At 68.8% G+C, this 11,789-nt stretch carries 8 protein-coding genes and 1 pseudogene; 8 read left to right on the top strand and 1 reads right to left on the bottom strand.

Annotated features, from left to right (window positions below):
- Positions 1 to 71 precede the first annotated feature (71 nt).
- The 6 genes and pseudogenes from AAFU51_18070 to AAFU51_18045 all read left to right on the top strand — a co-directional run bounded on the left by AAFU51_18070 (position 72) and on the right by AAFU51_18045 (position 6,730).
- Positions 72 to 317: pseudogene (locus AAFU51_18070) on the top strand (alanine--tRNA ligase-related protein).
- Positions 318 to 341: 24 nt separating this feature from the next.
- Positions 342 to 2,165 (top strand): alanine--tRNA ligase-related protein, encoded by a 1,824-nt coding sequence (locus tag AAFU51_18065; protein ID MEO1573160.1) that lies wholly within the window; start codon positions 342 to 344, stop codon positions 2,163 to 2,165.
- Between the two features lie 501 nt (positions 2,166 to 2,666).
- Positions 2,667 to 5,000, top strand: coding sequence for a response regulator (locus tag AAFU51_18060; GenBank protein ID MEO1573159.1), 2,334 nt, complete (start codon positions 2,667 to 2,669; stop codon positions 4,998 to 5,000).
- A 104-nt stretch (positions 5,001 to 5,104) separates the two neighbouring features.
- Entirely contained in the window at positions 5,105 to 5,494 is a 390-nt protein-coding gene (locus AAFU51_18055; GenBank protein ID MEO1573158.1) for a DUF4260 domain-containing protein, read from the top strand.
- A gap of 87 nt (positions 5,495 to 5,581) precedes the next feature.
- Positions 5,582 to 5,869 carry a hypothetical protein gene (locus AAFU51_18050; GenBank protein ID MEO1573157.1) on the top strand — a complete coding sequence of 96 codons (288 nt, stop codon included), beginning with the start codon at positions 5,582 to 5,584 and terminating at the stop codon, positions 5,867 to 5,869.
- A gap of 69 nt (positions 5,870 to 5,938) precedes the next feature.
- Positions 5,939 to 6,730: a geranylgeranylglyceryl/heptaprenylglyceryl phosphate synthase gene (locus AAFU51_18045; GenBank protein MEO1573156.1), complete on the top strand. Its 792-nt coding sequence runs from the start codon at positions 5,939 to 5,941 to the stop codon at positions 6,728 to 6,730.
- 33 nt (positions 6,731 to 6,763) lie between these two features.
- Here AAFU51_18045 and AAFU51_18040 read toward each other — a convergent pair whose 3' ends face one another.
- Positions 6,764 to 8,725, bottom strand: a complete 1,962-nt coding sequence (locus AAFU51_18040) for a tetratricopeptide repeat protein (GenBank protein MEO1573155.1) — start codon at positions 8,723 to 8,725, stop codon at positions 6,764 to 6,766.
- 371 nt (positions 8,726 to 9,096) lie between these two features.
- Here AAFU51_18040 and AAFU51_18035 point away from each other — a divergent pair, with 371 nt between their 5' ends.
- Both AAFU51_18035 and AAFU51_18030 read left to right on the top strand, forming a co-directional pair.
- Positions 9,097 to 10,101 carry a LacI family DNA-binding transcriptional regulator gene (locus AAFU51_18035; protein ID MEO1573154.1) on the top strand — a complete coding sequence of 335 codons (1,005 nt, stop codon included), beginning with the start codon at positions 9,097 to 9,099 and terminating at the stop codon, positions 10,099 to 10,101.
- Positions 10,101 to 11,789, top strand: a complete 1,689-nt coding sequence (locus AAFU51_18030; protein ID MEO1573153.1) for a peptidylprolyl isomerase — start codon at positions 10,101 to 10,103, stop codon at positions 11,787 to 11,789. Before AAFU51_18035 ends, AAFU51_18030 begins: the two co-directional genes overlap by 1 nt.

Genomic DNA, 11,789 nt, shown 5'->3' with positions numbered 1-11,789 from the left:
ACCCAGAAGGACGCCGAGGGGACCATCATCCACATTGTGGACAAGCTTCCGCAGGATGTGGACGCGCCCGTCGCGGCTACGTGATCCGCCGCATCCTCCGCCGCGCGGTGCGCTACGGCTACCAGTCGCTCGGCCTCAAGGAGCCGTTCCTGCACCGGCTCATGGGCCCGCTCGTCGCCGAGATGGGCGACGCCTTCCCCGAACTCCGCGCCCAGCAGGACTACATCGAGCGCGTCACCAAGGCCGAGGAGGAGAGCTTCCTGCGGACACTGGCGGACGGGATCGAAATAGTTGAGTTGGTTACTTCCAAATTAGAAGGCCTCATTGATGCTGAAAGCCGCATGAGAGGCTTTCTGGAGAAGGTGAACTCTCAGGTGTTGGAATCACTCGGTCTTCCTGAGCCTGGAAACGTACCTGGTGTGATTAGCAGAGCACATCAGCTTGAGAAAGCAGCAGCTCAGAGACTTGAGGATAGTGAAGGCGGAGAAGCAGAAGAGGATTGGGCTGTAGTAGCTGCTGAGGTATCACGCCTAGTTGGATACATCGATACATCAATGAGGTATGGGCTTCTCGACCTTTTGCTCAAGGCGTACAGTGATTCGGAAACCATAGAAGAGACCCTCTCGGAATTTAGAGAGAAGGCTGACGGTCGTGTGTTTCCTGGCGAGATCGCCTTCCTCCTCTCGGATACCTACGGCTTCCCCGTGGACCTCACGGCGCTGATGGCGCGCGAGGAGGGGCTGACCGTCGACATGGCACGTTTCGAGGCGTTGCTGGAAGAGCAGCGCGCACGAGGGCGGGCCGACCGTACCTCCATCGACCAGAGCCAGGTCGATACGTGGGCACCGACCGCCTTTGCCGAGGCGAACGGCGAGGCGATTGAGTTCGTCGGCTACGATTCGCTGGCTGTAAACGACGCGCGCATCCTCAAGACGCGCTCGGTGCGGCCCTCTTCCGGCGAGGACGAGAACGCCGCGCCGCGTCACGAGGTCGTCCTGAACAAAACGCCGTTCTACGCCGAGTCCGGCGGGCAGGTCGGCGACACCGGCACGCTCACCGTCGGCGGCGAAACGGTCGCCGTGCTCGACACCCAGAAGGACGCCGAGGGGACCATCATCCACATTGTGGACAAGCTTCCGCAGGATGTGGACGCGCCCGTCGCGGCGCAGGTCGACGCCAGCACGCGCGGGCAAACGGAGCGGCACCACACGGCAACGCACCTCCTCCACGCGGCGCTGCGCGAGATCCTCGGGCCGCACGTCCAGCAGAAAGGCTCGCTCGTCGCGCCCGACCGGCTGCGCTTCGACTTCAGCCACTACGAGCGCGTCGCGCCGGACGAACTCGCGGAGATCGAGCGGCGCATCAACGACCTCGTGCAGCAGAACATCCCGCTGGAAGAAGAACGCGCCGTGCCCATCGAGGAGGCCAAGGCGCGCGGCGCGATGGCGCTCTTCGGCGAGAAGTACGGCGACACCGTCCGCGTCATCACCTTTGATTCGGACATCTCGGTTGAGCTCTGCGGCGGGACGCACGTGGACGCGACCGGGGCCATCGGCCTGGTCACGCTCACGAGCGAGGGCAGCGTCGCGTCGGGCGTCCGGCGCGTCGAGGCCGTCGCGGGGGCCGCGGCGCTCGACTTCCTCGCCGCGCAGGCTGCCACCCTCGACGCCGTGCGGGGGCAGTTCAAGACGCTCAACCGGCCCGTCGAAGAGGCCGTCGCCGACCTCGTGCAGCAGACAAAGGACCAAGAAAAAGAAATCGCCGCGCTCAAGGGCCAGCTTGCCGCCAGCGGCGTGGACGACCTCCTCAAAGACGCCACCGACGTCGACGGCGTGCAACTCGTACGTGGCACCATCGACGGGGCCGACGCCAAGACGCTCCAGGACCTCGCCGCCGACCTCCGCGAGCGGCTAAGCGAGAACGCGGTCGTCGTGCTCGGCTCCGCCGATCTCGGCGCGGGCAAGGCCATGCTCGTCTGCGCCGTCACGGACGACCTGACGAAGCGCGGCGTGCAGGCGGGTAAGCTCGTCGGGCTGCTTGCGAAGCGCGTCGGCGGCGGTGGCGGCGGACGCCCCACGCTTGCCACGGCGGGCGGTCGTCAGCCCGAACACCTCGACGCCGCGCTCGGCGAGGCGGAGGCGCTGCTCCGCGACGCGCTGAGCTAACCCGTAGCTGCGGCCCGCGACCCGCCACAAAAAAGCACGGCTCGGAGCACAGTGGTCCGAGCCGTGCCCACCCTATCGTCGGTTCGTGGGCCCCCTGGTGGGTGCACCTGAGCCGATGGTAAGCCATGCCCGCAGCGGCGACGCGCATGGCCGTGACAACGCGACGCCGGTCGGTGTCGTGGTCGTGCCCTCGGAAGAGCGCCACAGCACACTACAGGTGGCCTGGTGTGGCTGTCCCAATCCAGTTGGTTTGTCGCGACTGGGACGGCCTAGAGCGATTGCACTAGCGCGGCGGTAGCGCGCAAGTGCGCTGGAGAGCAGCACGGGAGGAGCCTACCGAAAGCACGGTCTGCTGCACGAAGCTGAAGCCTTGCCCCAGAGCCCTTGACCCAGAGCCCTCGGCTCCGCAGCCATCCACGCGCTCCAGGGATGCCTGAACAGGCCAATTCGTTCGGCATGGGGCTTGCGACGGAGTGTGGCACCTCGTCCATGTCCACCCCCATGCCCGCTCATCTTGACCGTGCGGCCACGCCGTCGCATCCCATCGTTCGATTCTACCAGGTGGCGACCCTCGTCGCGGCCATCGGCATTCCCCTCTTCTACTGGTTCGAGGGCGACCTCGCTGCGGACGGGCCGCTGAACCTCGCGAGCCGCCTCCTCATCAGCGCGGTGTGCCTGGCGATCTGTGTCGGCCTGCAAACCGGCCGCTGGGCGCGGGTCCACGCGCACCGGCTGGGGGCAGCGCTCGCCTGGGCCTTGAGCATCTGGTACGCGTGGCTGCTGAGCCACTCAGGGTTCGCTCCCCACCTGATCGTGGGCACGTTCGTGCTCCTCATCGGCCAGGTGGTGCTGTTTCGCGTCCCGCGCACGTTTGGATATTTCGCGGTGATCACGACAGCCCTCTACTCGACGATGGCGTTCGTGTCGCCAGGGTCCAGCGTGGTGCCGCCCGCCTACTTCGCGGCGAGCGTGGCGACGACATGCCTCGTGTTCTTCGTGCTGCTCACGTTCTGGTCGAGCATGGAGGCCAACCTCGTCGCGGCGCGGGAATCGGCGGAGCGCAACCAGGTAGCCGCCGACGAGGCACGCACGCGGACCGAGGTGGCGCTCGCCAACACCGAGCAGGCCCGCCAGGATGCCGAGGAGGCGCAGGCCGCCGCCGAGCGAGCGCGCGAGGAAGCAGAAGCAGCGCGCCACGAAGCGGAGAGCGCACGTCAGGAGGCCGAGGCGTCCCAGGCCGAGGCGGAAGCGTCCCAAGCCGAAGCTGAGGCCGCCCGCGAGGAGGCGCTCCAGGCCGCCCGCGCCAAGAGCGACTTCCTCGCCACGATGAGCCACGAGATCCGCACGCCCATGAACGGCGTCATCGGCATGACGGGCCTGCTGCTCGACACGCCGCTCGACGAGGAGCAGCAGGAGTTCGTCGAGACGATCCGCGTCTCCGGTGACGCACTGCTGACGATCATCAACGACATCCTCGACTTCTCGAAGATCGAGGCGGGCAAGGTCGAGGTGGAGCACTACCCCTTCGAGGTGCGCACGGTCGCCGAGGAGGCGCTCGACCTCGTGGCACCGCAGGCGGCGAAGAAGGGCATCGAACTCGCGCTGCGGATGGACCGCGACGTCCCGAAGGCCGTCGAGGGCGACGTGACGCGTGTGCGGCAGGTGCTCGTCAACTTCCTCTCGAACGCGGTCAAGTTCACGCACGAGGGCGAGGTCGTCGTCCACGTCGCCGTGGCGGACCCGGCCTCGGACAACCACCAGGGCCTGGCGTTCAGCGTCGCCGACACCGGCATCGGCATCCCGCCCGACCGGCAAGCCGCGCTCTTCGAGGCGTTCACCCAAGCCGACACCTCCACGACGCGCCGCTACGGTGGGACCGGCCTCGGCCTCGCCATCTGCAAGCGTCTGGTTGAGCTGATGGGCGGGACCATCGCCGTCACCAGCGCGCCCGGTGAAGGCTCGACCTTCCGCTTCACCGTCGACGTGCTGGCCGTAGCGCCGCCGCCGGTCACTCAACCTGTGCCGGACTTGCTCGACCGGCTCGTGCTCATCGTGGACGACAACGCTACCAACCGGGCCATCGCGGCCGGACAGGCGCGCCGCTGGGGGATGCAGGCCACGACTGCCGCCTCCGCCGAGGAGGCGCTGGCCCTGTTCGATGAGGGGGCCGAGTTCGACGTGGCCGTGCTTGACATGCACATGCCCGGGATGGACGGGATCGAGCTGGCCGAAGTGCTGCGCGCACGCCCCGCCGCCGCGCGCATGCCGCTGGTGCTGCTCTCGTCCGTCGGCACAGAGTACGCCAGCCGCGACGTCTTTGCGGTGTCGCTCAACAAGCCGGTGCACCTCGACCGTTTCCGTCGGGCGCTCGCCCTCGCGCTCGGCGAGGTCGCCGACCGGCCGCGCGCCTCGGCGGTCGCCACCTGGAAGGCGGCGTCGGCCTTGCAGCATGGGGCAGCGGGGCTGCGCGTGCTCGTGGCCGAGGACAACGCCACCAACCAGCGCGTGGCCGTGCAGATGCTCGGTAAGCTCGGCATCCGCGCCGATACGGTCGCCAACGGCGAGGAGGCCGTCCGTGCCGTGCAGAGCGTGCCCTACGACGTCGTGCTGATGGACGTGCAGATGCCCGTCCTGGATGGCCTTGCCGCGACCCGGCAGATCCGTGCCGGAGCGCCTACGAGCGCACAGCCGACCATCATCGCGGTGACGGCCAACGCGCAGGAGGGACACCGCGACCAATGCCTGGCCGCCGGGATGGATGCGTACCTCGCCAAGCCCATCCGCCGCACCGAACTGGAAGACGTGCTACTCAAGCTCGCGGAGCAGGTGGCCTGACCAGACGCGGAGCGCTAGATGCTGGGTGCCCGACGCTGGAAAGAAGCGAGCGACGGCGTATGCTTCGGGACACACCCCGTCCCAGCCCCACACTCGTCCTCGCCATGTCAGACTCTTCGCCTGTCTTCACCTCTGGCTCGGCGCGTACGGTGCTCCGCCTCGAAGGCGCGCTCGTGCTCGTGGCCTGCGTCTGGATCTACAGCGGCCTCAACCAGGGCTGGATGCTGTTCCTGATCCTGTTCCTCGCGCCCGACCTCTCAGCGCTGGGCTACATCGCGGGTAGGCGTACCGGCGCAGCGGCCTACAACACGCTGCACACCTACCTCGGCCCGCTCGCGCTGGGGATCGTCGGCGGTGTACTCGCGATGGACATCGTGGTGGGCATCGCGCTCATCTGGGGGGCGCACATCGGCTTTGACCGGGCGCTCGGCTACGGCCTCAAGCTGCCGAAGGGCTTCCGGGACACGCACCTCGGCCGCATCGGGCGCGGATAAGCGTGTGCATGCTGTGAACGCGGAGCAAGCGGGGCGGCTCGTCGTGCCACGACGGCCGCTGCCTGTTTCGCTGTTCGCCCAGCCCCGATGAATTCCAAGTTCCTCCTCGTCGTCCTATTCGTTGCCATCGTGGGCACGACGTGGCTGCTCGTGCGGCTAGTGAGCCTGCCGCCGATGGGCGACGCCCTGGCCGTCCGCGACACGTCGGCGGTGGCGGACCGCAAGGCGGTGGTCAACCCGTTTGCCCCGCAGGCGACCGACGGGGTGCCGGACAGCACCATGACGAGCGGTGCCGTAGCGGATAGCATCGCGCTCGTTCCGGCAGAGGCAGACAGCACGGCACGCGAGGCGGCACCGGACGAGGCGCGTCCGTAGTTTCTCGGCCTCGTTCCTCTCGTCGCCCTGCCGACCCTGCACCGCCGACCTCGCATCGCTGCCCCGCTGATGGCTCTCGCTCCCACTCCGGTTCACGCCGCTTCGGTCTACGACCGCCTGCTCGCCGCCCGCGACACCCACGGGGCGGGCTTCGTCGTTCTCGTCGACCCGGACAAGCTCGCGCCGGAGGACGCGCCTGGCTTCGTGGAGCGCTGCGTGGAGGCGGGCGTAGACGCGCTCTTCCTCGGCGGCAGCCTCATGCACCAGGGCGAGCTGGAGCGCTACGTCGAGATTCTGCGCGCGGCGTCCGACCTCCCGGTGATCGGCTTTCCCGGCTCGCTCAGTCAGATCACGCCCAACCTCAACGCGATCCTCTATCTGTCGGTGGTGAGCGGGCGCAACCCGGAATACCTCATCGGGCAGCACGTCCACGCCGCGCCGATGCTCAAGCGCTGCGGTCTGGAGACGATCTCGACAGGCTACATGCTCATCGAGAGCGGACGCATGACGACGGCGACCTATATGAGCGGCTCGCCGCCGATCCCGCGCCACAAGCCCGAGATCGCCGCCGCGACCGGCCTCGCCGCCGAGATGATGGGCATGAAGCTGCTCTTCACCGACGCGGGCAGCGGCGCTGAGCACGCCGTCTCGGAAGAAATGGTCTACGCCATCACCAAGACCTGCTCAATCCCGCTCGTCGTCGGCGGTGGCCTGCGCGCGCCGGAGGGCGTAGCCCGGCGCGTGGCCGCGGGTGCCAGCTTCGTGGTCGTCGGCAACGCGATCGAGCAGCGCGCGGGCGACGGGTCGTTTATGGCCGAGCTCGCCGCCGCGGCCCACAGCGTCCACGCGCTCGCCCGCTAGCGGTGCAAGTGCCTGCACGCCAGCTCAAGGCGTTCAGCTGCCGTTCTGGATACTAGCGAGCAGGGCCCGTCCTCCGCCGTGGCTGGGCTCGATGGCGAGGAGGGCCTGGACCGTCGTCTGGGCGTCGTCCATGCGGCCTTCGAGCGCATAGGCCCCGCTGAGGTTGTAGAGCACCTGCGTGTTCTCGGGCGCGAGGTCGCGCGCCCGCTCCAGCAGCGCAATGGCGTCGGCCCGCGCGCCACGCTGGAGCTTCAGCGCACCGATCAGTCCGAGGATACCGGCGTTGTTCGGGGCCCGTTCGAGCGCGGCCTCGTAGAAGGCCTCGGCCTGCTGAAAGCGCCCTTCGTCACCGGTAGCCTTGGCCGCCTCCACGAGCACGTTGCCCGCATCCACGAGGGGGCCTGCAAGGTGGGGTAGCTCCTGGATGATGGCAAACCGCGTGCGGAGCGCCTCGGTGATGAGGCCCTGCTCGGCGTAGTGGGTCGCGAGGGCGTCGGTCGCGCCGCGCCACGAGGTCTTGTTGTGATAGAGGTCCACCGCGATCTGCTCAGGCACCGAGCGCGCGTGCAGCGTGTCGAGAACGGCCACGCGCGGGGCCTCGCCGGGGCGGAACGGCCAGCCGCTCATGAGCTGGGCGACGCGGAAGACGCCCGCAAGCGAGTCGACGGGCGTGTAGAGCCGCTCCGTACGCGCGAGGTAGGTGGGCACGGCCTGGCTCCAGTCGCCAAACAGGTCGGCTTCCTGTAGCGCGGCGTAGAAGGCGTCGGCGATGAGGAAGTAGCCGTCGAGGGTGGGGTGGAGGTGCTCCATCATCGCCGCGCTGCCGATGAGGCTGTCGGGCGACGCCGCCCGGACCCGCGCCTCGCTCTCGACGAGCGTCGCGCCGTGCTCGGCCGCCAGTTCCTCGATGATCGCGTTGGTGGCGTCCGGCGCGCGGAAGCGGAGGGCGTCCCGCTCCCGGGCCGCGATGAAGGCCGCGCGGGCAGCCTCGGTCTGGCCATCGGCAAGCAGCGCTTGGCCGAGGAAGTAGAACCCGTCGGCCGCGAGCGCATCGGTCGTCGTGGCCTCCTCCAACTGGCGGAGCGCGGTGGCCGTGTCGCCCCGGCGCAACGCCTGCACACCGGAGGTGACGAGGGCTTCCCAGGCGTCCTCGTCCGTGTCCGCCTCGAACGCGTTGAGGAAAGGCCGGTGGTCCCGCTCGTTCGAGGCTACCGTGCCGATGAAGACAGGCACGCCTGCCGCCTCATACGTCGCCAGCAGCCGCGCCAGGTTGGAGCGGAATTGCCGCAGGCCGGCGTCGTAGACCTCGGAGCCGAGGGGCACGCGCTGCTCGCCGACCATCCGCGCCATGAGCGTGTTCGAGGGCGGCCCGTCCGCAGCGTCTCCTGCCCGCGCCCTCGCCAGCGCCGCCAACGCGCCGCGCATGGCCTGCACGAGGCGGAGGTTCTGGAGCGACAGGTAGGACCGTACGAGCCACGGCGTGCGCCCGAGCGTCTCCGCCGAGGCGGCCCCGAGCGCGCCGTAGTACTCGTTGTGCCCCGCGTAGATCAGCACCGCGTCGGGGGCGTGGACGAGGATCTCGTCGGTGAGGTCGAGCAGCGTGTAGGAGTTCACGGCCGACATCGCCGTGTTGACGACCTCTACGGTGCGGTCGGGGAAGGTCTGCTGGAGGCGCTGTTCGAGCATGCGCGGGAACGCGCCGCCGTAGTAGAACGGGTAGCCTGCGGCGCTGGACCCGCCCTGCACGAAGACGCGAAGGCCGTCCTCCGGCTTCTCAGCCAGGAACACGTCCGCTGGGCTGTTGGGGACGTTGGCCTGGTTGGCGAAGTAGCGCCGGGCGACCTCACGGTTCTGGACGAGGTAGGCGCTCCCCGTTCCGTCCGTGCCTGCTTCGCCAGCGTCGGCGGGGAGGAAGAGGGGGTGGTCTTCGCCGAAGCCTGCGAGGCGCAAGCCGCCCTCCACGAGTGCGAAGAACACGAGAGGCACGAGCAGCATCGCCGCCGTGAAGGCGCGTCGTTTCCCCCGCGAAAGGGAAGACGGGGAAGACGGGGGAGTCGGAGCAGCCATGAGGGCGTGGTGGCAGGCAGGAGCGAGGCTAGAAAATACAAGGACTAGCGGTGAAGCCGTGTGATTTTGAGCAGAGGTAGGAAAATCATGAAAGCGCTTACGTTGTGGTGATTTACGCCGATCAGTCGTTACGACAAGCGACCAGAGGTGCGTGAAAAAGCGCTTCGATGCAGGGGCAGCTTCGGTAGGAGCACGCCTGCTGGCTTGACGGATTGGGGAAAACCCCCTATCATTGCGAAGAAATTGAAAGCGCTTACGCGCGCGCTGTCTCCCCCTCCAAACGTCTGCATCGCCGCCCGTTGAGCGTCACCATCTACGACATTGCCGACCGGGCTGGCGTCTCGATCGCCACCGTCTCGCGTGTCCTGAACCGGCACCCGCGGGTGTCCCAGAAGACTCGGGAACGCGTCTTCGCGGTGGCCGATGAGCTCGGCTACCAGCCCCACGTCTCGGCACGCTCACTGGCGCGCCAGAACACGCAGTTGGTGGCCGCGGTCGTGCCGATGATGACATCCTACTTCTTCATGGAGGTCATCCGCGGCATCCAGGACCGGCTCGCGTCGAGCGAGTACGACCTCTTGGTCTACGCGTCCCGGTCGATGGAGGCCGTGGGCGACCAGATCGGCCGCGCTGCCCAGAAAGGCCGCGCCGACGGGGTGCTGATCTGCTCGACGCCGATCACCGAGGCGCAGGTGCGGCATCTAAGCGCCGCTGACGTGCCGAGCGTCCTCGTCGATGCGTTTCACGTGGGGCTCGACTCGGTGTCGGTGGACAACTGCCGGGGCGGCTACGTCGCCACCAAGCATCTGATCAGCCAAGGGTACCACCGCATCGGGCTCATCATGGCCAACCCGCACTCGGTCCCGGCGCGCGACCGCCGCGAGGGCTACGAGGCTGCGCTCGCCGAGGCCGGGATCGACCTCAACCCAGCTCTCATCCGCGCGAGCGCCGACGACCAGACCATGCACGGCTACACCCGCGAGGCGGGCTACGTGGCCATGAACGAACTCTTGGCCCTGCCCGAGCCGCCCGACGCCATCTTCGCCGCGAGCGACGTGCAGGCGCTTGGGGCGCTCAAGGCACTGCGCCAGGCCGACCTGCATACCCCGGACGACCTCGCCGTCTGTGGCTTCGACGACATCCGCACGAGCGCCTACGTCGGCCTGACGACCGTGCGCCAGCCGATGTACGAGATGGGCAAGCTCGCCGTCGAGAAGCTGCTGCGCCGCCTTGAACAGCCGAGCCTGCCGCCGAGCCACACCTCCTTCGCCCCACGCCTCATCGAACGCGAGACGACTGCCTGATGCGCCTGCTTCGCCTTCCTGCGATGTGTCTCACCGCCGGGCTGCTGCTCGGGGGCGGGTGGCTGTCCGGCTGCGAAGACGTGCCTGAGGAGAAGGACGCCGTAGCGCACGTCGAAAACGTGGCGATCACGGCCGATGCGCTCTCGGACGCCTACGCCTCCTTCGCGATGCAGGCAGGCCTCCCGGAGGACGACGCGCGGATGCGCGAGGATGTGCTCGGGAGCCTCATCAACCGCCAACTCGTGATCCAGGCAGCGTGGGACGCCGGTGTCCGGCAGTCGCCCGACTACCAGGAGGAGCTCGCGCGCGTCCGCAAGCAGGCCTCCATCGACCACTACACCGCGCGGGTGCTCTACGACACGCTGCGGGTCCGCGAGGCCGACCTCCGGCGGGTGTTCTTGCAGTCCAACACGACCTATGAGGCGCGGCACCTCTATGCGCCGTCGTTCGAAGCGGCCGAAGCGCTCCGCGCGCGGCTCCTCGCCGGGGAGGCCTTCGAGGCGCTCGCCCGCGAGGTTTTCGCCGATCCCACGCTCGCCGAAAACGGCGGCTACGTCGGCGAGTTCGGCCACGACGACATGGACGCGGCGTTCGAATACGCCGCCTTCACGCTGCCCGTCGGTGAGATCTCCGAGCCCGTGCAGACGGCCCTCGGCTATTCGATTATCCGCGTCGAGAACCGCGCCACGGTGCCGCTCCTGACGGAGACGCAGTTCGCGGAGAAGCGGGCCACCCTGGAGCGCTACGAACGCAAGCGCCTCCGCGTGGAGGTGCGCTACCGCCACAGCCGTGCCGTGCGCGACGCGCTCGACATCGAGGTGGCTCCGGGGCCGCTCGCGGACCTCGCCGCACTCGCATCAGGGGAGGGCGGCGAGGCGCCCAGTGACACGGATGCCTGGCAGTCCACCCCCATCGTCACGTTCGACTCGCCGACGACGGGCACGCAGACGTGGACCGTTGCCGACGTGGAACGCCTTGCGGCGCAGGCCTCCGAGCGGCAGCTCTCGGCCGTGCGCGACGACCGGTCGCTCCAGACGTTCATCGAGGGACTCGTGGTGCGCGAAGAGCTCGCGGCCCGCGCGGCCGAGGCCGGCCTGGACGAGGGCGACCGATTCGATGCCGTCGTCGCGAAGCGCATTGGCGACTGGGTCTTTGCCCAGACCGAACAGCGCATGCGCGAGACGGCCTCGCCGCCCGTCGACTCCCTCCGCGCCTACTTCGACGAGTACGCCTCGTACTACACGATGCCTGCACGCGTGCCCGTGCAGGAGATCCTGGTCGCCTCCAACCGCGAGGCGCAGGAACTCCGCGCGCGCATCAACGCGGGCGAGGACTTCGGCGCGCTGGCCCGCGACTATTCGCAGCGCCCCGGGGCCGACCTCGGAGGCGGCGATCTCGGGCTGCTCTCGCGCGGCGACCTCGGCGTCCTCGGCGACCCGGTGTTCGAGGCCGCGCCTGGCGCGCTCGTCGGGCCGCTCGAAGTGGCTGGCAGCTACGTGCTCCTGCGCCGCGGCGCCCTCCAGCCCCCGCGCCCAATGACCTTCGCCGAGGCCCGCCCCCAGATCGCTGGGCGCCTCGACGCCGAATACGCCCAGCGCTGGCTCGGGCGCTACCTCGAGGACCTCCGCAGCCGCTACGACGTCCGCATCCACACCGACGCCGTCGCCCGCGTCCGTCTCTTCTCCTAG

This window comes from Bacteroidota bacterium, assembly GCA_039821555.1.
Taxonomy (GTDB): domain Bacteria; phylum Bacteroidota; class Rhodothermia; order Rhodothermales; family Rubricoccaceae; genus JBCBEX01.
Note: the sequence above shows the minus strand (reverse complement) of the source record. Positions and strands in the feature narration are given on the sequence as shown.

Coding starts and splice junctions, on each gene's coding strand:
- AAFU51_18055 (MEO1573158.1), top strand. CDS start 5,105: ATGTCAGACTCTTCGCCTGTCTTCACCTCTGGCTCGGCGCGTACGGTG.
- AAFU51_18065 (MEO1573160.1), top strand. CDS start 342: ATGAGAGGCTTTCTGGAGAAGGTGAACTCTCAGGTGTTGGAATCACTC.
- AAFU51_18045 (MEO1573156.1), top strand. CDS start 5,939: ATGGCTCTCGCTCCCACTCCGGTTCACGCCGCTTCGGTCTACGACCGC.
- AAFU51_18040 (MEO1573155.1), bottom strand. CDS start 8,725: ATGCTGCTCGTGCCTCTCGTGTTCTTCGCACTCGTGGAGGGCGGCTTG.
- AAFU51_18030 (MEO1573153.1), top strand. CDS start 10,101: ATGCGCCTGCTTCGCCTTCCTGCGATGTGTCTCACCGCCGGGCTGCTG.
- AAFU51_18050 (MEO1573157.1), top strand. CDS start 5,582: ATGAATTCCAAGTTCCTCCTCGTCGTCCTATTCGTTGCCATCGTGGGC.
- AAFU51_18060 (MEO1573159.1), top strand. CDS start 2,667: ATGCCCGCTCATCTTGACCGTGCGGCCACGCCGTCGCATCCCATCGTT.